This is a genomic window from Paraburkholderia sp. 35.1, from assembly GCF_050436525.1.
Lineage (GTDB): Bacteria > Pseudomonadota > Gammaproteobacteria > Burkholderiales > Burkholderiaceae > Paraburkholderia > Paraburkholderia tuberum.
On the sequence record NZ_JBNDMJ010000002.1, the window covers coordinates 2,352,095 to 2,374,356 of the forward strand.

The 22,262-nt window shown below is 57.1% G+C and carries 13 protein-coding genes and 6 pseudogenes; 6 read left to right on the plus strand and 13 right to left on the minus strand.

All coding sequences use genetic code 11. The annotated features are described in order from the left end of the window. Window positions 1-4 precede the first annotated feature (4 nt). Together OKW27_RS16695 and OKW27_RS16700 are read right to left on the minus strand one after the other, a co-directional pair. Window positions 5-1,249: an HlyD family type I secretion periplasmic adaptor subunit gene (locus OKW27_RS16695; protein ID WP_429334132.1), complete on the minus strand. Its 1,245-nt coding sequence runs from the start codon at window positions 1,247-1,249 to the stop codon at window positions 5-7. Beyond that, window positions 1,246-3,621 (minus strand): type I secretion system permease/ATPase, encoded by a 2,376-nt coding sequence (locus OKW27_RS16700; RefSeq protein ID WP_429334133.1) that lies wholly within the window; start codon window positions 3,619-3,621, stop codon window positions 1,246-1,248. The genes OKW27_RS16695 and OKW27_RS16700 overlap by 4 nt, the downstream gene beginning before the upstream one ends. A gap of 542 nt (window positions 3,622-4,163) precedes the next feature. On the opposite strand from OKW27_RS16700, the gene OKW27_RS16705 reads away from it, so the two are divergent. After that, window positions 4,164-4,874, plus strand: a complete 711-nt coding sequence (locus OKW27_RS16705; protein WP_090809611.1) for a response regulator transcription factor — start codon at window positions 4,164-4,166, stop codon at window positions 4,872-4,874. Between the two features lie 126 nt (window positions 4,875-5,000). Here OKW27_RS16705 and OKW27_RS16710 read toward each other — a convergent pair whose 3' ends face one another. Next, window positions 5,001-5,684, minus strand: coding sequence for a response regulator transcription factor (locus OKW27_RS16710; RefSeq protein WP_090809609.1), 684 nt, complete (start codon window positions 5,682-5,684; stop codon window positions 5,001-5,003). Window positions 5,685-5,929: 245 nt separating this feature from the next. Between OKW27_RS16710 and OKW27_RS16715 the strand changes: the two are divergent. Next, window positions 5,930-6,195 (plus strand): annotated as a pseudogene (locus OKW27_RS16715) (IS6 family transposase); the annotation flags it as partial. A gap of 40 nt (window positions 6,196-6,235) precedes the next feature. On the opposite strand, the pseudogene OKW27_RS16720 reads toward OKW27_RS16715, so the two are convergent. Together OKW27_RS16720 and OKW27_RS16725 are read right to left on the minus strand one after the other, a co-directional pair. Next, window positions 6,236-7,189, minus strand: a pseudogene (locus OKW27_RS16720) (IS256 family transposase). A 210-nt stretch (window positions 7,190-7,399) separates the two neighbouring features. Next, complete coding sequence (locus OKW27_RS16725) at window positions 7,400-10,795, minus strand: ATP-binding protein (protein WP_429334134.1); 3,396 nt, start codon at window positions 10,793-10,795, stop codon at window positions 7,400-7,402. Window positions 10,796-11,462: 667 nt separating this feature from the next. Here OKW27_RS16725 and OKW27_RS16730 point away from each other — a divergent pair. Then, window positions 11,463-12,064: pseudogene (locus OKW27_RS16730) on the plus strand (IS6 family transposase). A 188-nt stretch (window positions 12,065-12,252) separates the two neighbouring features. Here the strand turns inward: OKW27_RS16730 and OKW27_RS16735 are convergent. Then, window positions 12,253-13,497: a M23 family metallopeptidase gene (locus OKW27_RS16735; protein ID WP_429334135.1), complete on the minus strand. Its 1,245-nt coding sequence runs from the start codon at window positions 13,495-13,497 to the stop codon at window positions 12,253-12,255. Window positions 13,498-14,133: 636 nt separating this feature from the next. Between OKW27_RS16735 and OKW27_RS16740 the strand changes: the two genes are divergently transcribed. Then, on the plus strand, window positions 14,134-14,310 hold the full coding sequence (locus OKW27_RS16740; protein ID WP_425199435.1) for a DUF3597 family protein: 177 nt from the start codon (window positions 14,134-14,136) through the stop codon (window positions 14,308-14,310). Window positions 14,311-14,617: 307 nt separating this feature from the next. Here OKW27_RS16740 and OKW27_RS16745 read toward each other — a convergent pair. Next, window positions 14,618-14,899: pseudogene (locus tag OKW27_RS16745) on the minus strand (transposase); the annotation flags it as partial. 123 nt (window positions 14,900-15,022) lie between these two features. Between OKW27_RS16745 and OKW27_RS16750 the strand changes: the two are divergent. Further along, on the plus strand, window positions 15,023-15,148 hold the full coding sequence (locus OKW27_RS16750) for a hypothetical protein (protein WP_260328425.1): 126 nt from the start codon (window positions 15,023-15,025) through the stop codon (window positions 15,146-15,148). A 9-nt stretch (window positions 15,149-15,157) separates the two neighbouring features. Here the strand turns inward: OKW27_RS16750 and OKW27_RS16755 are convergent, their stop codons facing one another. After that, window positions 15,158-16,243, minus strand: coding sequence for an IS630 family transposase (locus OKW27_RS16755; protein ID WP_429333246.1), 1,086 nt, complete (start codon window positions 16,241-16,243; stop codon window positions 15,158-15,160). 542 nt (window positions 16,244-16,785) lie between these two features. Here OKW27_RS16755 and OKW27_RS16760 point away from each other — a divergent pair. Next, window positions 16,786-17,499: a response regulator transcription factor gene (locus OKW27_RS16760; protein ID WP_090809603.1), complete on the plus strand. Its 714-nt coding sequence runs from the start codon at window positions 16,786-16,788 to the stop codon at window positions 17,497-17,499. A 507-nt stretch (window positions 17,500-18,006) separates the two neighbouring features. Here OKW27_RS16760 and OKW27_RS16765 read toward each other — a convergent pair. The 5 genes and pseudogenes from OKW27_RS16765 to OKW27_RS16785 form a co-directional block, all read right to left on the minus strand. Next, window positions 18,007-18,198, minus strand: a complete 192-nt coding sequence (locus tag OKW27_RS16765) for a hypothetical protein (RefSeq protein ID WP_429334136.1) — start codon at window positions 18,196-18,198, stop codon at window positions 18,007-18,009. Between the two features lie 119 nt (window positions 18,199-18,317). Then, entirely contained in the window at window positions 18,318-18,791 is a 474-nt protein-coding gene (locus tag OKW27_RS16770; protein ID WP_429334137.1) for a response regulator, read from the minus strand. A gap of 415 nt (window positions 18,792-19,206) precedes the next feature. Next, window positions 19,207-20,312: pseudogene (locus OKW27_RS16775) on the minus strand (IS5 family transposase). A 124-nt stretch (window positions 20,313-20,436) separates the two neighbouring features. Beyond that, window positions 20,437-20,761, minus strand: a pseudogene (locus OKW27_RS16780) (IS3 family transposase); the annotation flags it as partial. 190 nt (window positions 20,762-20,951) lie between these two features. Continuing rightward, complete coding sequence (locus OKW27_RS16785; protein ID WP_429334138.1) at window positions 20,952-21,650, minus strand: response regulator; 699 nt, start codon at window positions 21,648-21,650, stop codon at window positions 20,952-20,954. Between the last annotated feature and the right edge of the window lie 612 nt (window positions 21,651-22,262).

A 22,262-nucleotide genomic window follows, 5' to 3' on the forward strand; every position in this document is an offset into this window, starting at 1 on the left:
ATAATCACCGCTCCCGGAACGCTTCCCGAGCCTTGAAAATCGGCTTCAGAATGTAGTCAAGAATGGTTTTCTCACCGGTACGGATGTCGACCGTCGCAACCATCCCGGGCAGAATCGGTAAGCTTTTTCCGCCTGCATGCAACTCACTGGAGTCTGTCAGCACAAGCACGCGGTAATACGTCGCATCGGGCCGGCCCGCGGCGGCCTTCTGGTCGTCCTTGAGCGTGTCGGGGCTGATGTGCTGAACCGTGCCTTTCAAGCCTCCATAAATTCCGTAGTCGTAAGCCGTAATCTTCACGGTGGACGGTTGATTAGGATGCAGGAATGCGACGTCCGAAGGCTTGATGCGTGCCTCGACGAGCAATTGATCTTCCAGCGGGACAATTTCCATGATGTGCTCGCCCGGCTGGATGACCCCGCCAATCGTGTTGAAGCGTATATTCTTCACCGTGCCGTACACCGGTGCAATCACAGTCGTACGCTGTAGAACATCCGCACGACCCACTACGGTTTCGCTGGTTTGCGCCAGTTCGAGTTCCAGCTTCGTGAGTTCCGAGTTTGCGTCGGCCTGAAATCTGTTGCGACGCTCGACGATCTGTGAGCGCAGCTCGTTTGCCTGCCGGCGCATGCGGAGCAGTTCGACTTCAGAAACAAGACCTTTGGCCGCCAGCGGCTCGGCCAGGCCAATTTCCTTGCTCGACAGCGAGTAGCTCTTTTCCAACGCGGCCACGCTATCGTTCAGTGCACGACGTCGCGCGTTGTAAGCAAGCGTCTCCTGCTTCACGACCGTAGGCACGGCTTTCACGTCGTCAGGAAACGTCAGCGGCTGCTCGTACGCCTCGGCACGCAAACGCGCAATCGTCGCCTTCAGTCCTACTGACTTGGACCACGCTTCGCGATAGCTCGTCTCGGCTCGCGTCGGATCGATCTTTGCCAGCACTTGTCCCTTCTTGACAATGTCGCCTTCACGTACGTCCAGTTGTTCGAGAATGCCGCCCTCAAGACTCTGGATGACCTGTTCGCGGCTCTTCGAAATGATGGTCCCCTCGCCGTGCGTTATCTCCTCCACGCGCGCAAAGTACGCCCAGGTCAGACCGCCGGCCAGGACCGTGAGAATGACGTAAAGCATGATCATTGAGCCCGGCGTCGACTGCGTCAGCAGCGATTCCCGGATGTCGCTCATGAAAGCAGCGTCGCCTTTGGCGAGCTTAGCCTTTTTCTTGCCTCGTTTGAAAATATTGAAGTTCATTGCGATTGCTCCTTGTTCGGTGCGCCTGCCTGCGTACTACCCGCTTGCGCAGCGGCTGCCGGTACCGTCTCTTTGGCGCTCATGATCCTGATCTTCGCGGCAACGGCCTGAGGCGCCACGGGCGTATTTGTTGCGGCCGCGACGCCGGGCGAGGTGCCCGGTCGCGCGCGCTTCGGCGTTCCATCCACCGCTGCCGGTTCGCTCTTGCCTGACAGCATCGCGAGGATCTTGTCCTTCGGACCATCGGCCACGACCTTGCCTTCTTCGACTACGACAATCCGGTCAACCAGGGCCAGCAAGGATGGGCGATGGGTCACCACAACGATCGCCTGCCCCGCAGTTGCACGCGCGAGATGTTCAAGGAAGAGCGCCTCGGTTTGGGCGTCCATTGCGCTCGTCGGCTCATCGAGCAACAGGAGCTCCGGCCGGGCAAGGAGGCTGCGGGCCAGCGACACCAGCTGACGCTGGCCACCGGAGATGCCCGCACCACCTTCTCCGATTGGGAGGTTGATACCCCGTGGGTGGCGGCTAGCGACATGATCAAGCCCTGTCAAACGTATCACGCGTAGAAACTCGTCGGCGCTCGCTTCAGGCCGTCCGATCATCACGTTTTCGCGCAGACTGCCGTGAAAAAGACGCGCGTCCTGGCCCACGTACCCCACAGCTTTGCGCCAGTCGGCGAGGTCAATCTGCTCAACGTCCAGACCGTCCGTGAACATCTGCCCTCCGACCGGCGCGTAAAGACGCGCCATCACACGCAGAAGGGTCGATTTACCGCTCCCAATGCGGCCCAGGATAGCAACCCGCTCGCCGGACTGGATGCTCAAATTGACGTCCTTCAGAACCGGCGGATTCGGTTGCATCTCCTGTGTGGGATACGAGAAGCAGACGTCCTTCAGGGTGATTTGCCCCGAGAGCGAAGGCTTCGGCAGATACGTGCGCGATGAATCGCGATCGACAGGCATCGCCATCAAGCTATTCAACGAATGTAGCGCGGCCTTTGCCTGCTGGAAGCGCAAGGCGAGTCCCATCACCTGGCTCAGCGGCGCAGTAATCCGGCCAGCCAGCATCACCGTACCGATCAACGCGCCTTGCGTGAGCTCGCCTGCGTCGATCAGGTAGACGCCGAACACGACCAGCACCACGGTCTGCAACTGCTGCAACAAGGTAATGAAGCTCGTCGCCTTGCTGGAAATCTGACGCGACTTCATCGAAGAAGATGCCGCCATCGCGCTGAAAGACTCCCAGCGCTTTTGCATATGCCCTTCGCCACCCACCGCCTTGAGTGTTTCCAGACCTTCAACCGATTCGATCAGCACACCCTGCTTGAGCGACGCCTCCTTGAGGTTCGCTTTCATGATCCGCGCGAGCGGCCATTGCACCAACAGACTCACACCGATGATCAACGGAATCATCAGCAACGGCACCCAGCCGAGCGAACCGCCGACCGCGAATACCACGCCTACAAAGACGAGCACGAATGGCAGATCGGAAATTGCAGAGAGCGTGGCAGAGGTTGCGAAGTCGCGCACCGACTCGAACTCGCGCAACTGGTTGGCGAATGACCCTGCTGACGACGGTTTGTGCTCCATGCGGATGGAGAGCGCCTGGCGGAACAAAAGCGTGCCCATGACCAGGTCGGCTTTCTTGCCGGCGACGTCGAGTAAATGGCTACGTACATGGCGCGAGATCGCTTCGAACAGCATCGCAATTCCAACCCCGATCGCGAGCGACCAGAGGGTGACGTAGGCCTGGTTCGGGACCACGCGGTCATACACGTTCATCGTGAAAAAGACGCTGGCAAGGCCGAGCACATTGATCAGCAATGCACCGAGCGCAGCACTCGCGTAGTAGCGTCGATAACGCCATAGCGTGCCCAGCAACCAGTGGCCGGCCGGTTCGACGCTATCCCCTTCGCGCAGTTCGACTTTGGCCGTCGGCTTGACAAGAATGGCGTAGCCCGAATAGATTTCGTCCATTTCCTCTTGGGTGTACTCCACGGGCTCGGGACCAATTTCCGGCACCATCACCTGATATAGAACGCGGCTTTTGGCTTCCTTGTCCGGATTCGCACGCCGACCCAGCAGGACGCAGCCACCCGTGCGGCGATGCAGCAAGATGACCGGCAGCACGTGCTCCGGCAGCAGTTGCAGACGACGCTCCACCAAGCCCGCCGTGAGGCCCGCGTTTGACAGGGAGTCGAGCGCCAGTGACGGCAAAAGCATGCCGCTCTTCGGCAGCCCCGCGGTGAGCGCCTGCGCCGTCTTGCCGCAACCGTAGCGCTCGCAGATCCACATCACGGAACCGAGGAGGCCGTCCTCGTTGGTGAGGGGCGCGGCAGCCTGTACGTCAGGAAAATCGTTTCGAGTCATGATCGTAACCGGTTAGATTGAAGTATGTGGTGCGACACCTGAACCGCAATCCAGACTCAGAAAACAATGAAGCAATGCTCGTCGTTTAAAGGATCGATTCGGCTAATTCGGGTGACCTGATGAACGAAACATGAGATTTCGTACTGGCTCCAATTGTCCGGATATCGGTGACCCCGCGAAATCAGACAGCCGCGACAACATAGTGAGACTGGTACGAATTTTTAGTTCGCAGTCTTTCACGAGCACTGATTTCCGCGCGCGATTGTCTGACCGGATAGGGCCGCCAGTATCAACGGTGGCCAACCCACTATTCGCCTGTTAATCTTGTATCGTTACTAGTAACATGAAGTTAAAGTCCGACGTTTGTCGATTTAAATTCGTCTCAGTGCGGTGAAACATGAAAAGGCACCGATTTAAGGTTAGAAACCTGACAGACAGGCTGACCAGCCCCAGGAAAACGGTCCCGCTTTCTCATAGTCGAATTGCTTATGCGGGCGCGTTGTAATGCAAGGCATTGTGCCCGGAGATAAAGGACGCCCCAAATGGAGAATGCCGCCATCCAGGTCATGTTTGCCGACGATCACCCTGCGATCGTTGCCGGACTGATTTACATGCTTGAAGAACACCGTACCATCAAGACAGTGGGCACCTGCACAAACTCGACCGAGCTCATCGCGGAACTGGGCACGCAGCCATGCGATGTACTGGTGTGCGATTACTCCATGCCGGGCGGCAATTACGGTGACGGCATTACGCTGTTTTCATTTTTGCGGCGCCGATACCCGGCCATGCGCATTGTCGTGCTGACGATGATCGACAACCCAGGTATCATCCGCTCGCTGCTCAAGCTCGGCATTCAGTGCATTCTGAGCAAGGCCGACCCGATGGAACATCTGGTCGCCGCGATTCACGGCGCATATGCGGACGCACGTTATTTCTCTCCAACCATTTCAAAGATTGTCTGGCAACTCAACGTGGATACGCCTGCCTCCGGCAGTCGAGCGCTTACTGCACGCGAATCCGAAGTGGTCCGACTCTTCGTGTCGGGACGGTCGGTCAACGAAATCGCAGCGCAACTCAAGCGCAGTAAACAAACCATCAGTTCGCAGAAAGCCAGCGCAATGCGCAAGCTAGGCGTGGGAAACGACATCGAGCTGATCAGGTGTTCGATTGACACGGCGCCTACCTTCGTACCGGAAGATGGTGCCCATGATGCGTCCGATCCGACGCAGCCACGCGACGGCAAACCCTGACGACGAGATGAGAGCGGCGACGAGGGCCTTTAAGTGCATACGCGACCGAGGGTAGCATCGCAACAAAAAACACTAAAAGCGCAAAAGCGATGAGTTTGGACGCGTGTGATGCGAAGACTGATCCGGTCAGATCTCCGACTGCGACCCATCGGTCGCCACACCGAGCCCGGCTTCGTATGCAAAGTGAAACAGGTCGGCGTCCCGTTCAATCCCGAGCTTTCGCATCGCGCGGGTCTTTTGGGCACTGATTGTCTGCTTCGTGCGATGTAGTCGATCGGCGATTTCATTCACAGACATACCTGACACGAACAGCCGGATGACTTCCGTTTCGCGCATGCTCAGCGTTTGGGTGCGTTCGTTCCGACCAGGAGAGGAATCCGGAATAGCGTCTTTCAGGCTTCGCGAGGTAGAAAGAAAGTAGGTGGCGCCCGCATAGACAGCGTGAATCGCGGAGATCAAATGGCTCGTGTCATGCGCTTTACTTAACACCGAATGCACGCCACGCTTTGACATTTCACGCGTAATGGCAGGGTTTTCGATAGTCGTGAAGACTACGATCTTGAGCGCCGGGTAGGTTCGTCGCAGGAATGCCAGCAACGTCAAGCCGTCCCCGTACTCTCCACCGGGCATCGCGTAATCGGTAATGAGGACATCGCAAGGGGCGCTGTTCAGCACCTTGATGAGCTCGCCGGAGTCTCCTGCCGTGCCTGTAATTTCCAGCGTAGGTACAGCGGAAAGTTCGTGCTTGATACCGGAAAGGAGTGCCGGATGATCGTCGGCCAGCACGACACGGATTTTCATTTTGCTCATGCAAAGCTCCGCGGAAATGGGATGAACCGGGCCGCGACGGCAAGCTCAATGTACCCGAATCTGACTTATCCGAGAATACCCTCTGGAAAACTGGAAAGCAAAAAAAGTGGGGCAAATTCGACTGACTGGAGAATTTATGGCTTTCCCTCGTATGTGTCGGATTTCCGAGGGCTGGCCACCTGGAACCGGGAGCCGGGCCATTGTCGACGTTGTCAGGTAGCTGAGGTCGTCGCGAAGAGGGTCAGATGAAGAAATCAAAATCGCCGCTTCACGGTCACCGCTTGTCCGCTGGCGTCATCAGCACGCCGTGCGTTGGTATTTTCTCTTTCAGTTGAGCTTGCACGTCATCGAGGATGCTCTTCGAGCGCAGCGTGGTCGTGACGTACGAGACGATCCGAGGCTGGCGCGACAGATTCCGTGCAGGCTTTGATGCCGCTTGAAAGCGGCCCGACGCGAGACAGATAGCACCCGGCATCTCGATGCGATGTTTTTGACGCCGCGCACCGAGCCTTCCCGGGGGTGTCCGGAATTTTGTGTAAACGGGTTGAGGTTTAACCCGGCACCAGCCGCTCTTCGAACTGGATCGTGAAGCGGTTCAGTGCGGCCTTCCAGTCGCGGATCGGCATCGTCCACTTCTTGCTGATGTTGTTCAGGGCCAAGTAAAACAGCTTGGTGACGGCCTCATCGGTCGGGAACGAGCTGCGGGTCTTGATCACCTTGCGCAGGCTCTTGTTGATCGATTCTATGGCGTTCGTAGTGTCCCCCAAGGGGACTTCCTCCGGGGCGTAAATCACCTTCCTGATCTCCGGTGGGTAATCGAAGAACGGAATCACCCGTGCCCAGTTGCGTCGCCAGCTCTGCCCGATGGACGGATAGTCCTTGTCCCACCTGGCCTCGAACGCGCCCAGCATCTGTTCGGCCATCTCGACGGTCGATGAAGTGTAAATCGTCTTCAGGTCGGCGGCGACTTCCCGCTGCATTTTCCACGGTACGAAGTTCAGGCTGTTGCGCACCATATGCACGATGCACAGTTGCACGGCCGCTTTTGGGTAGACCGCTTCAATGGCTTCAGGAAAGCCTTTGAGCCCGTCGACGCAGGCGATAAAGATGTCCTGCACGCCGCGCGTCTTGAGCTCAGTGATCTTGTCGTCGAAGCCCGTCCAGCGCGTCTGATGGCGCTCCACCAGCTTCGGCTCGAACGCCCCCTGACGGTCGCGCGGGATATTGAGCGGCAACTCGCCAAACTCCCCCTCCAGCGTCTTGGCGCTATGACCATTACGGGTGTTGCCCGTGGCATTGGTCACCGTTTCGCTCTTGCCATGGCCCAGGTGCTCGGACATCTACGTCTCTAACGCACGCTCCACCAGCATCTTGGTAAGCTGCTTGAGCAGGCCGTTCTCGCCTATCAGGTCTTCCGGCTTCTGGTAATTCGCCAGCAGGCTGTCTGCCACCTTGACGAGCTCAGGATCGGGTTTCTCTCTTTTATTGCGTTTCGCTACGGTCATTGATGCTCCTGTTGCTGGCAGTCTCCTGCCAAATGACCGTTTACACAAAACTTTTTACACCCTCCCGGGCCCCGAACAGTCATCAACCCACGCGTAAACGTGGGCGCCGCATGCGAGGCTTATTTGACAAACCGCCTCAGCATGCGCTGGCACTGGATCGTCACGTTGATAACCCATCCCGTGGACGTCCTTTCACCAGAATCAGATTTCTCAACCGACCTCAGGACACTCAGATTCTGATACCTCCGCAAGAATTTCACGCAGTGTTTTCGTGTCGGTCAGAACATCGGTGCGCAAACGGGCGCCAAGAGTCTCAATCATTTTCTGCGCCACCTGAACACCATCCTTCGATATCGTTATTTCCAGCCGGGCGCATTGATCTGCCAGGGCGTCATGCCCAAACACCGCTAACGCGCCTCGCAGCGAATGCAACTCAGCCAGCAACCGGGTTGCATCCCCGTCATTGTGTGCCGCACGGATCACCGTCAACGATGCCTCACACGACTTCCGGAACGTTTCACGCGTCTGTTCCGGGACGGCTCGCCCCCCCAGCATGCCGTCGCGCCTGGGCTCGCTTCCATCCGCTTCTATCACCACGCGTGGCACGCCAGTCACTTCCGACAGAACCGCCGACAACTCATCCAGTTGTAGCGGCTTGGTCACCACGCGTGCCATGCCGGTCGCCTCGCACCACGTTCGCACCTCCAGCGTTGCGCTCGCCGTGGCCGCCACAATCGGCATGTCCGGCCAGTGCACCTGTGCTTCGCGTGCCAGCGCGTAGCCGTCCAGTACCGGCATCGACAGATCCGTCAGTAGCACATCAAAGCGTTCCCGCGATAGCCAGTCCAGTGCGTGCTGCCCATCTTCTGCCGCCCGCGTCTCGCAGCCCAGCATCCTCAACTGCTCCTCGAACAGTTGACGGTTCACCGCGTTGTCCTCCGCGATCAGCACTTTCAACCGGCGCGACGACAGCACCTGCTGCGTCTCATCGCACGCCTGGAGCGCCTCGCCTTGCAAGGTGTACCGCAACGCCGCCACAAGCCCCTTCAGGCTGTAGCTCGAGACCCTGACTACCGGCTCTACCGCTACCGGATATGCCGGACCTTCCGTACTACTGTCGATCACCCACGACGACTCCGCTAACAAACCGCTTTCATCATCCGCGTGCCAGGTGTCACGCTCGCCGCAGAGGATCAGCGCGTCCGCCTCGTTCAACATCGCCGGGTGAAGTTGCGCCGGATGCCGGTATGCCTGCACCTGCAGCCCCCACGCCTCCAGCGCTGCCACTGCATACGTGTGCCAGGCGTCCGCCGCAGCCACGAACAGTATCCGCTCTCCCGCGAAACGCGGCATGTCCGACTCGCCTTCGCTCTCGCCCAGCGGCACCCGCGCCGTAAAGCAGCTGCCCTGATCTGGCTCGCTGCGCACGGCGATCGTACCGCCCATCGCGTCGATCAGCCGCGCGCACAACGCGAGGCCAAGACCCGTGCCGCCAAAGCGACGGTTGATCGTTGCATCCGTCTGGCTGAACGCCTGGAACAAAAGCGCCTGCTGTTCCGACGACATTCCGATCCCGCTGTCTTCCACCTCGATCGTCAACATCGCGTCCTGATCGTCCACGCCCGCCTCTACCGACAACCGCAGCGTCACCTCCCCATACGCCGTAAACTTGATGGCATTCGCCAGCAGGTTGTTCATCACCTGGCCAAGCCGAGTGGGATCACCCTGCATCGGCAGCACCGGCGACGTTCCGAACACGCCCGACAGCCTCACGCCCTTTGCGCGCGCCAGCGGTCCGAACATCAACAGCGCCCGAGACGCGACCTCCTGCGCGTCGAATGCGATCCGCTCCAGTCTCATCTCGCCGGCCTCGCTCCTCGAGAAGTCCAGCACATCACTGACGACCTCAAGCAGTCCGTCCGCCGAGGCCCGGATCGTCGTCAGACGGTCGCGCTGCAACGCATCCAGTTGCGAGCGCGACAGCAGTTCCAGATTTCCCGTGATTGCATTCAGCGGCGTGCGGATCTCATGGCTCATCGCCGCAAGGAACGCCGATTTCGCCGCGTTGGCGGAGTCGGCCGCCTGCTTCGCGTCACGTAGCTGCCGCTCCAGACGCTTTCCCGCCGTGATGTCCGTGAACGCCGTCACAAGCACGTCCTGTCCCTGGTAGCGCGCCGGCACAACGCTCACCGAGAGGTCCATCGCCCCGCCGTCGCGCGTAGGGAGCGTCAGTTCCTCGTGCAGCATGCCGTTCGCCCCCGTTGCCCCGCCGCGCTCCCGGTGACGTCGAACCAATTCCGCCGACAGCGTCTCGGTCGGCACGACTACCCGCGCCGCAGCGTCAATCATCGTCGGGCTGCGCAATAGCGCCTTTCCGCTCTCCACTGCGATCAGCCCCAGCCCCACTGGCGCCGTTTCGACCAGCATGCGGCTCAGGTGCTCACTCTCGAACACCCGTCGCGATCGCTCAATTGCCGGCCGGAAAACGCGTTGCTTGAGATAGATCAGAAACCCCCATACGACGGCAAGCGTCGCAAGCGTAAGCACAGCACCGATACCGATCTGTTTGCCGATGCCCGCAACAACGTCGCGCCACGTAAATACATAGACAAGCACCCAGCCCGTATCGCCAAGACGATCCGCAATCGTGAATACGCCGTCCCGCCAGGTTTCGCGTTGCATGCTGCCGGTCGCTCCCGCGACACCTAACGCCCGAACGCGATCAATCAATGCAGGGGCCTGCTCATTCCAGGCTGTGCTCGCTACTATTTCTCCTTTCTCTGACACGACCATATACGTGCCATCGAACCCGCCAACGGTCAGAGGTGCTGTCAAGATCTCCGGGTCGTATTCCGTCACGAGGATCGCAAACGGTGATCCGTCTGAGAACACCGGCGCGGCGATGCGAATCGCCATTTTTCCCGTCAAGGGACTGATAGCAGGCAGCATCCAGGATACGGGCCGACGATTATCGGGTTGCTCGCCCGCATGGATGCCGGCCAGACCATCCAGCCCATCCCCCAGATCCGCAATCAAATGCGCACGGCCGGCAGACGTCCCGGCCATCGCTGCCTGGTGGGGCAAGGGCGCAGACAGAATTCCGGCAATATTGTGCTGCGCACCATAGAAATAGCGGCTCGCCTGCTGGCCCCGCACCAATGAATTTACTGCGCTGACACGACCGAGTTGTGCAGTGAGACCAAGGTAGCGACGGCGTTCATCGTGGGTCAGGGATTTACCTGGCATGTCGAACAACAACGGCGGTTGTGCCGTGGACGTGGGCAATGGCACGAATGCGTACCCCTGACTGCGAAATCGCGTGATTAGCTCAAGATCGACCTGATCCGCGTCCTGCCACGCCAGCTCCGCGCTGACTAGCGCGGGGCGGAACAATGCTTCGCTCGAGTTGACTTCGCTCATGACGAGGTTGCGATCGACGAGGAAGTTCTGCCGCTCGGCTGCAACCTGCCCGCGTACCGCCGACAACGCCGCGAGCGTGAAAGCGAAAATCATCATGATCGTGGTCACCAATCCACCACCGAACACCAGCAGCTTCTTGTAGCGCTGCAACTGGTTCAAGGCATCATTCTGTGGAGCGGAGGACATGGCGGCACCGGTTCGTTCTGGAGACTGTCGATGCACCTTTGACAATCACACTGACGTAGCGCACCGAACCAAAACGATTATCGCGGCGCGAGAGCGGATCCGATCAGCCGCCCCCACAAATCAGACCCATGCGATGCGAAAGCAAATAATAATCAGACCCGTCAACGTGCCGGCGTGCGCACTGAGTGTGAGTCAAGACTTCGCGAGTAGGTTCGGACGAGTCAGTACTCGCGAACATTTTTGCCAACAGTAGTTCTTCACCCCTGCCTCACTCATCTCTGTGCAGACTGTATTGAGCGCAATGAAGATCCCGCATCGTGCTCGCTGACGATCATTCCGCGGTGCTTTTTCGGCATTAAGCAATAACTGGCTGTAGTCCTCCCACTACACGTTTTAGGCACGGCGAAGGACTCAGGCGAACCAGGCAAGTCGCTAGACGCTTCCTCTTGCGACATCCTCGTCACGGCATACGCGATGCCATGGGGATAGTACGGTGACGGCTTGAGGTTTTTAGCCTTCCTGCTGCGAAAGTATCCTGCACTCAGTTCAGAATCGTGGTCTTTACGACATTCGAAAATGCCGCCTCACCCGTGCAGGTATCTTCACGTTGCTGACATGTTGACGGGATCGCGGTGAGAAGCAACACAACACACCTGCCACAGACGTCATTTCTTACGCCGGCTACCGATTTCCGTCCGACGTGATTGGCTAGGCGGTGTGGCGATACTTGCGCATGGCCAGAGAATCGCTGGCTGGGCGTGGCATTGAGCTCACGTACGAAACGGTGCGACGCTGATCGGTGAAGTTCGGGCTTGCCATTGCTCGACGCATCCGTTCCACCGCGTTGGACCCGGCCAACAGGTGGCACCTCAACGAAGTGGTGATCACGATCGACGGCAAGCAGTACCCGCCGTAGCGTGCGATGGACCAGCCTGGCACGGTACCGGATGTACTCGCACAAAGCCGGCGCGAGTCGCATGCGGCGACGCACATCATGCGTGATCTGCTTAGGAAGCACCGCCGCGCTCCGCGTGTTCTGATCACCAGTAACGTGGAACCCCGACAGCACAAAGAATTGCACAACCGGGCGGAGAACTCGCACCAGCCGACGCGAGTGCGCGAAAAAGTGTTGCACGCTTCAAATCAGCGCGCTATCTGACGCGATTCGCGTCGGCTCATGCTCAGGTGAGCAATCGGTTCAAACGCTGCCGGTACAGCGCGAACGCGCAACAGAAGCGGCAGACACGCAAGGAGGCCTGCGAGGCGTAAGAAGCTGCAACCGGAAATCCGATTCCGGATCTCCTTGCCAACCAAGTGAGCCAAACTTATGTCATGCGATTTCGCATGCACGTCATTCGGCAAGTTGACATGCCAGTCACGGAAAATATCGACTGAAGCACGCGAGACTCACCGAGCGCGAAGCGACCGACTCATCCAGAGAAGCATAGTGTCGTAACTCAGACCAACGAGTCTTTAGGATTCTCTGCGTGGTTCAGCGTGCGTTCGGCGTTCGATGCTGTCCTGACCGTCGGGGCGTCGACCGTTAACGCCGCCAGTTGCTCACGCATGCCGCCCGTCATACCGTCGAACGCGATGCGCTGACTGGCCGTAAGCGGCGAAGCGCCAGTTCGGCTCGTCAATGCGAGTGGATCGGTAGGGTGATTGTTCCGCCGCACCTCGAAATGCAGGTGAGGTCCCGTGGACCTGCCGGTGCTGCCTACTGCGCCGAGTCGTTGTCCTTCAGTCACGGACGCGCCAACGCGCAAATCGCGGGCGAAGCTAGACAGATGTGCGTAATACGTCGTATAGCCTTGTGGATGATTGAGCACAACGTACTGCCCATATCCGCTTTCGTTGCCTACGAACTTCACGGTTCCCGAAGCCGCCGCCACTACGGGCGTCCCCTTCGGCGCGCTAAAGTCCACGCCGGTGTGAAAATGCTGCTTGCCGCCGACCGGATGGACACGATTGCCGAAAGTCGAACTGACCCTAACGTAATCGAGCGGCATCGAAAAGGGTTCAGCGGCAAGCCGCCGTCCGTCGAATGAATAATAGTCCCCGTTGGCGTGCCCCGGTGCGACAAACCACACGGCCTGGTAGACCTTAGCGCCTGAGCGGAGTTCGACTGCCGTCACGCGCCTGCGCTGTGGCGCCGCGGCATCGCGCCCGTGGAAAACGCGGTAGGTGTCGCCCTTCTGCGCGGGCGCCGCAACGTCGAGCCGGGAGGCAAAAATACGTGCAATCTGTTCCCGTATCTCGACAGGCACGTCGGCCCGCACCAGAGTATCGCGCAAGTTGCCTTCGATCTGCCCAGCGTATGACCCGATTTCGGCCTCCGGCGCGACAAGCGGCACAGCGCCAGATAGCGGACTATTTTGAGCCTCGCCAACGAACCCGCTGAACTTGCCGGCAATATCGGCCGAACCTTCGGACATCTGCCGAGGTCGCTCGACGGGTTGCGCAGCCGGCACGGTCACCCCAAGGCCAGACCAGATCGCGCTGGATGCCTTCACGCGATTGAATATTTCTGGTGCTGCAGTCGAAACTGATAGGCCGAGAATCGCGACCATGCCACACAGCACTCCTGCGCCCGCGATGGAACTCGCTGGAGATTTACATCTAGAACGCATAGAATTGCCCACTTCGATGGCAATGGCTTGCGCCTTGGGGAAAGTGTTACCTAGAAAGTGGAACGACATCATGTCAAAACCTCGCAGTCAAAATAGAGGGCTGCAGGCGTAAATGACAGTGCTTGAAACGCGCGGCAGCGGGCGGAAACGGGATAGAGCGAAAATCCAACAGTCTGGGTACCCTTCCGCGCTACACAATCCGGTCAGAAACCGTTGGAAAGGGTCCCTTCGCTATCTACATGCGAGTCCTAAAAGGGTTAATGCGATAGAGATAGAGTAAGGCGACGCCCCGTTTCGCCCTATGTGACCAATCCGAAAGAACTCTGTCCCCATAAGTATCGACCTGCGGCAGCGAGTCGCATCGCCCCCCCGCACGGCACAATCACGAAGCTCGACGACCTCAGACGAGCGCCAGAGGTTCATGGAGATTCGACTCTTCGCCCGCCCAATTTGCTTTGACCGGAGGCATGCAATTTCGGACTTGTAAAGCGGCGCGCCTTATACCTCCTCGCTTTTATCGGTTGTTCTTCACGGGATCGCCGGCGCAAGCTAGTGCATCCAACTTGCTGGGCTGATCCCCGCGCGATTCATGACGCCGACGGGTTTGCCAACAGGCCAATTTCGACTCATGGGAAAAATTGAGCATCTTCGGTGACATCGTGAACAAGCTGTTCCACGAGGCAAATCCCGACGCGAGGACGCCGACAGTTGAGCCTGCTCCTGATCCGGCACAGAAGCGTTGAATATCGCAAACAGCTGACGCAGGATCTGAAGTATTCCGGACACTTGAATGACTCGGCGAGCGTGATCCTCTGGCTGCATAGCGAGGTGACGGCGACGCTGGTCGCAAAGGGTGGCAAGTTTCCGCCCGATCTGGGCGGTTAAGCCACGCGTTGACAGAAAGTCCAATACGGGCCTCTTCTAATTCGCCAGAGCCCTAAAATTCATACGTGTCATATTGGCTGAATGCCGTGAATCGTGAAAACTGATTCGGAAAGGCGCACGGGCATGCACGGATCACATCTGCCGTCCCTCGCAGCTAACTCGGCGATGGCGCTTGCATTGACAGACCGCGACGAATACAGCTCATCGGCATAGACATGCCAGAGACGTCCGCTCTCGCTTTTTGCGATGACAAGTTCTACCGTTAGAAGCTGTTTCGAAATTAGTTAAACATCGGCTTGAGACACGCTCAACACATCAAAGCGCAAGCGAGAGAAAGGAAATCTTCATGGATATGGGCGTATCGTTCGTAGCGAATCTTCAGGCGTCGAAACGAGCGAAGCCACGGAATCGATCGTTCGACTGGCCAATGCGTTTCTCCGAGACCACTGCCGTGTGGCAAACCGATTTTTGCGAGCGCCGGCGTGACGCCATGTTTTTACAGGCGCTGTCGATGATTCTCAGAACTGTAGCCCCGGTCGCGCTGAACAGTTTACGGTCTATGCAGTGGACCTCCCCACTTGCCACGAATGCGCGCATGGGATCTATTGGAATGAAAAAACGGGTTTGCACAGCAACCGTGTGAACGGTACTAGTTTTGCCCCGCAAGGCGAGACGCTGGTGCGTGCGGCCGAAAAGCCCTTCAAGGTGCAACATGATTTCGGCGATCACCAACCGCGGTGAGTTGAACTTCATGATCTTCGAAGGAATGCTCAGGAATGCCACCTTCATCGAACTCACGAAGCGGTTTCTCAAACAGCTCACGCGCAAGATCTACTAGTGGTCTGCGTCAAACGGATTGCATCTTATTCAGCTTGGTGCGGGCACGCGTGACTTTCGCCAGAATGTCGGAAGCTTTAGCGGTCCAGATGAAGGGTTTTGGATCACCATTGTGCTTTTCAATGTACTGCTCGATCGTGCTGACCAACTCGGGTACCGAGCGAAAGGCTGACCGCCGTAGCTGGTTCTCGGACAGATCACGAAAGAAGCGTTCGACCATATTGAGCCAGGAAGCGCTGGTGGGCGTGAAATGCATGTGAAATCGTGGGTGCTTGGCCAGCCACGCCTTCACCTCGGGATGCTTATGAGTGGCGTAGTTGTCGGCAATCAAATGTAGTTCCTTACCCTTGGGGGTGCTGCGATCGATCTTGCGCAGGAAGCCCAGCCATTCTTGATGACGATGCTTCGTCTGGCACTGGCCAATGATGCTGCCATCGAGCGTGTTCATCGCGGCGAACAACGTCGTCACACCATTGCGCTTGTAATCGTGCGTCATCGTCTGACCTCGACCTCGCTTCATCGGCAAGCCAGGCTGGGTCCGGTCCAGAGCCTGAATCTGGGACTTCTCGTCACAACTGAACACCAGTGCGTGCTCAGGTGGATCGAGATAAAGGCCGACGATGTCCTCCAGCTTCTCGGCAAAGTGCTTGTCGTTCGAGACTTTGAAGGTTTCTATCCGATGCGGCTTGAGTCCATGCGCCTGCCAGATGCGCCTCACGCTCGCCTCGCTGACGCCGGCCACTGCCGCCATGCTGCGCGTACTCCAATGCGTCGCGTTATCGGGACGCTGCTGCATGGTCATCGCCACGATGGCCTTGACCTTGCGCGCAGAGATCTTCGGCTTGCGCCCGGGTCGCGTCTCGTCCCGCTCGATCCCCGCCACACCGTCCGCGATGAAGCGCGCTCGCCAGCGCGCCACCGTGCCTCGCCAGATACCCAACTGCACACCGATCTCTTTGTCTGTGTGGCCCAGTGCCGCGAGCAATATCATCTTGGCACGCTCGGCCAGTCGTACCGGAACCCTCCGCCCAGCCGCCCACGTTTCCAATTGTTTGCGCTGGCCTTCGCTCAGCTCAACTTTTGCCGCGATTCTCATGGGTTCTCCCTCATCACCTGGAAGGAGACTCGCAAATCGCGATTAAGTTGCATTATTTACGACGCACTACACTAGATGGTCGACGGCCATCCGGGCCGCATTGGTCTGCTGCTATCAAGATGTTTGCCGCCGACCAAGCACCGCGTCTGCGGTTGATCCGGCTGGCGAGCTATTTTCAGGAGCCTAATCCCAGACGAGACGCCCAACCAGGGACGTCAAGACTAACGCGATCGGCAAGATCTAACCGACCATCAAGACGGGAATGAGCCGGGATCAGCGGTGGCATCTGCATCGTCCGCAAAAGGAACTCCCGTGATTCGCAACCCTACTGCAGTAAAAGCATGTCGATATAGCACTCGATCGACTACGAACTAGTTAATGATTTCATCAGTGCCTTTGTAATTTTCATTATTAATTTACCAATACTTATCACGAAAATGCGCTTTTTTTCGGGGCCTTTTTACGAAGAGGCATCGATGATGCGGGCAGTCCATTAGAGAACTCGCGCTGAACGACAACTTGACAATACTTTTGAGGATTCTATGAGAATTGCTGTCCTAGACGACGATCAGGCACAAACCGACTTTTGCTCTCAGACGTTATCGCCGGCAGGGCATATCTGCCACGCGTTTTCCTCTGGCCGGGAACTGGCACGGCAACTGAGACGGCAGACCTTTGATCTACTCATACTCGACTGGAACGTGCCAGACATGTCGGGCAAAGAGATCTTGTGCTGGGTTCGAGGTAGCCTCTCTGAACGACTTCCTGTTCTGTTCATGACGAGCCGCAGCAGTGAAGCGGATATCTCGTCAATACTTAATCACGGAGCCGACGATTACGTCGTCAAGCCGGTCCCTGGAAGGGTCCTGCTCGCGCGCGTCAGTTCGCTGTTGCGACGCACCTATCAGCTCAGTGCTGCTGGGCGCGAAGTCTATGGAGATTACGACTTCGATCTGATTGCGAAGCAGGCGCTGCTTAAGGGAACCGCTGCTGCGCTGACCCCAAAGGAATTCGAACTTGCACTGCTGCTGTTCCAACACTTGGGCCGACCGTTGTCTCGCGCCCACATTCGCGATGTAATCTGGAATCAGATCGCCGAAATCTCGTCGCGGACAATTGACACGCACGTGTCGGTACTACGTGCCAAGCTCAATCTGCGCCCGGAAAACGGTTATCGGCTCGCAGCGGTTTACGGTTATGGCTATCGCTTGGCTCAGATGAATAGTGTCGAGACACTCGAGCGTACGTCCCATTAATCGCGCACCGATGACGTCAGCGGACAAATGGTGATCGTGAAGCCGCGATTTTGATTTCTTCTTCTCACCATCTTCGCGACGACCTCAGCAACTGACAACGTCGCTCGAGCGCAACGGAATAGAGGACGGACTGCGGTCGCTGGTCGGTTCGATTCCTGTTTCACATCTCGCGGTGGTGCAGGCTCGAAACCTTCCGTGCCATGCGCTGGCAGCGTCAAGCCTTGAGAGAAATTAAATACTTTTGAAACGTGGCGGATGAGCCGTTGCGCGTCTCGTGGCGCAAAGTGCGCCGGGTTTTCTTCGGTGAATCGCCAATGTCGTGCTTAGGTATTTGCGGGCCTCAGCCGGCGAGCGCGTGAAGAATGAATTTGCCACCTTTGACGACGCCCATACGAACGAGGCTTATCGCGCGGAGCCGCTCAATCAACCGTCTGCTTGATGGTGTTTGCCGTCGATAACGGCTATCAAACCGTTGTATTCGCCGCGCCGGGCCAGCGACGACAATGCCTATAGCCTTCCGGGAACATCAGAGTTCATTAAAGTTTTCCCCTGAAGTTGGGCAATGATTTTCCGCCGTCCTTTTGCAGAGGCTCGAAGCAGGAGGTTCATTGTTACTATAAATTCGCGCTCTTCATTCTTTTGGAGATTGACGAACGCGAGTAGCGCCTGAATAGTTGCGGCCTCTTTGTTATTCGACATTTCGATTTCCTTTGATCTTCACACTACATCGCAAGTTGTAAAACTGCCGAAGAAAAGAAAGACTTATATCGCCCTGAAAAAATCCACCAGAACTCAACAAAAATAACAGCCAAACGTTGCTAACTGAAGTTGCAAAGGTTGCCCGAGAACGCACTGCGTATTGCCGATACAAGCTCGCTGACGTCAGCACTCTTTAGAATAAGGGAATGCACTCCAATCCGCTCGAGCGACCGTCGAAGATCAGGGTCGCCATTCATACTGAATACGATGATCTTCAAATCCGGAAAACACTCTCTCAAGAACGCCAGATAGGGAACTCCGTCGCCGTATTCGCCTCCGGGCATCGCGTCGTCAGTGACAAGTACACTGCAGGGCACGCGAGCAAGACGTTCAACAACCTCAGTCGAGTCGCACGCAGTCGCTACCATTCTTAAATCAGTAGGTCCGCTCAGTACCATTCTGACACCCGATAATACGACAGGGTGGTCATCGGCCACAATAATATTGACTATTCCTTGCACTTTACTACCTCGCGATCTATCGGAAAGACAGTTTTTCGCGCCATCTCGTCTGAGTCGCGACTCCAGGTGCACAATCCAAAACCCTTCATTGCCGTGAGTTTTATGAATTCAGATCGCACTCGGAATATTCATGCTGGAATAAAAGCACTTTCTATGCAAATAGCATCAACCAACGCCTTTCATACATTCTATTTTTCTGAGTATCGACGGAAATGCGACGGGTGTTATTTTTCTTTTACACCAGTCGGACTCGTCATAAATTTGTTTTTGGTGTTGTGGCGGCGCATAGAAAGAGGCTGGAGTTGCTCCTGTAACTCAGGACGTGGACACCGTTAGCAGGCTGCGGAAATACACCCCAGCAGAAGCAACGTCCATCTCGCTGAGCGGTTGCCGCCGCAGATTTTCTGCATGGCGAAATTCCAGCGCCCATTCAACGCCCTTTTCGACGGCTTGAGGCGCATTTTTCGCCCGATTACCGCGATTTCCGCTACTGCGGGCGGACCTGCCCCAGAGAGCGCATGCGCACGAGGTTGTAGGCGGCCATGTTCAACACGAACATCTGGTCGACTTTTTTCAACCCGCGCACCATCACCTAGCGCATGCGCCCCACGGTCTTCGCCCAACCAAAGCCTTGTTCGCTCAGCTTGCGCTTTTGCTGCGATATCACATAGCCCACGCTGTGTGCGATGGCATCGGGCACTGCTGAACGACGACCCGAGGTGTTCTGTGCCACGTGCGGCGTGACCTTCATCTGCTGGCACGCTTCGATGAATTCGTGTGCGTCGTAACCCTTGTCCGCCCCCAGCGTGATTTGCGCAGCCGCGTCCTTCGCTGCTTGCCGCGCATCGTTGATCATGACCTTGGCCGCTTCACGTTCGGCATGCCCGTCAGCACGACTCACGCGGGCGTTGACCACCAGTCCATGGCGGTTGTCGGTCAGCGTGTGGTCCATGAAACGCAGTTCGCTGGCCGTCTTGCCCTTGCAGTAAAGCCGTGCGTCGGGATCGGTCGTCGACTCGTGCGTCTCGTTGCTCCGCCTGCTACCCCTGAAGTCGCCCCTCGCCGCTACCACCGTCGTTATCGCTGTCGTCACCGTCCTTGCGCACAAAGCTCTTGTGTCCCCGCCCACGCCTGGATCAGCGTGCCGTCCACGCTGAAGTGCTCGCCCGACAACCAGTTCTTCTTCTGCGCGATAGCCAGCACTTCACTGAAGAATTCGACCACCGCGTCGTGCCGGATTAAACGCTCGCGGTTTTTCGTGAACACCGTCGGCACCCACACCGAATCGTCCATCGACAGACCGATAAACCATCGAAAAAGCAGGTTGTATTGCGTTTGCTCCATGAACTGGCGTTCGGACCGGATGCTGTACAGCACCTGCAGCAGCATGGCCCGCAGCAGTTTCTCCGGCGCGATGCTCGGGCGGCCGCCCTTGATGTCAGCCTCATACATTCCGGCGAACAACCGGTCCAACTTCGCCAGCGCCTCATTCGCCATGACGCGAATCGAGCGCAGCGGATGTGAGTCCGGAACGAAATCGTCCAGCTTGCGCACGGAAAACAGACTTTCGGTGAACGTGTCGGCGCCGCGCATGATCTCCTTGGGGGGCGGGTGAGCTTCTCACATCAACGCTTTTGCTATCCGTCGCGATGACTTCCGCGCGAGGTATTTCCGCAATCTGTTAGGTTGATGGCGCAGCAGTTCGCCGGAACCCGCGAGCGAAGCTGCGCGTGCGATGGTCGATGTAGCCAGGGCCGTTGTCCGACAGCCGTTCAACGGCCGCACCCGCCTGGGTCGCTCCGAAGCGTCGCTCGACCGCAGCGAGCATCACATCACGCACGACGCGTCGTCATTATGTGCGCCAGTAGTCGCTGCCCAACGGATGTCACCTACCGGTCATGGCAGTCCAGCGCGAAGGTCCCACGTAACGGCGAGCCATCGTCACAACGGAACTCGAAGCCTTCTGAGCATCAGCGGGCATTGCTCCGATCAACGGCGACGAGTCCATCACGCCAACGATGCTTCGCGCTCGCGTGAACTGGATAAGGCTCGACGCTCTTGCGTGACAATGGCAGTACCAAGCCCGACATCAATCCTCAAGCCTGACATGGCGATATCGCATCCTAACGTCTGCGCTCCAGTTCATATATACTCGTCCGATTCGTCGACTCCTCCTTTCAACAAAATCGCTCGAATTCTTTCCACTAAATAGTACCAGGCATTGGCTGACGATTAGACACCCGTATTTGGGTATAACCTGACATTCGCGTCGATATCCTCTACGTGAATCGGGGAGGCCGAAAATCCGCTTTCATATGCAAACCTGAATAAATCAGCGTCACGTTCTATGCCCAGCTTGCGCATCGCCGCCCTTTTCTGTGCGCTCACTGTCTGCTTCGTCCGATTCAACTGGGCGGCTATTTCGTTAATCGTGACGCCGGACACGTACAGACGTACAACCTCGGCTTCCCGTCCCGAAAGATTGCGCGGAGGTATGGCTTGCGTTGGGCCGACTCTTCCGGGTTGCTCGCGTGAAGTCGGTGAAAAGTAGGTTGCACCCGCGTGAACTGCATGTATGGCGGTAATCAGATAGTCAACATCTTTCGATTTGTTCAGTACCGATTGGATACCAATTTTTCGCATCTTGGAAGCAATGGCGAAATTGTCGATCGTGGTGAAGACGATTATCTTAAGGTCGGGATATCGGCGCTTTAAGAACGAAAGCATGGCCATCCCGTCACCGTATTCTCCCCTAGGCATGGAGTAGTCTGTGATGAGAATGTCACATTCGACATTTGACAGAAAATTGACGATTTCCGTCGAATCCTGCGCCGTCCCAAGGACGCTGAGAGTATGGACTCTGGATAGTTCGTATTTGACGCCAGTGATTAATGCCGGGTGGTCGTCTGCAAGTATCAGCTTGATTTTCATTGCTCGCTCGATCGGTCAACTGCATTTATGAATCGAATTTTGGAATGCGTAATGTAACGGCGGCCATCGAGGGCAGGTATCTTACTAGCCTCATTCAATCCACCAAACTGCCTGACTGATCCGAAAAACCAACGGGATATATCTGGAGATAGCGCATTGTCGTCCGTATGATCCGACGACGGAGTGGTTCGTTTTCAACGAGCTTCGGGCGGCGAAAGCGTCAGTCGGATATTGCTGGGACGGTATGGAATTCACATACGAAACGGTGCGACGCTGGTCGGTGAAGACCCAAGGGTGTCTTCGAGGCGCAAGAAGCTGCAACCGGAAATCCGGTTCTGGATCGCTTTTTCTACTAGATTAGTATAACTAACGTCACTCACTTTCTCATTCACGTCATTCTGGCAATTTGACAATTTTTCAATTCCACATCGCTCGAAGATTCCAGGTCTTCTAAAACATCGGGGCTACCGTACAAGTTGGTCAAACGCCCGCACTGTGATTCTGAAAAATATTGCAGGCGCAAAAAAATGCCAGCTCTTTCTCTCGCTCATTGAACTTGATGTGAAACGTTCTTGTCAGACCAATCCTCATCTTGTTTTCATCTGCATGACT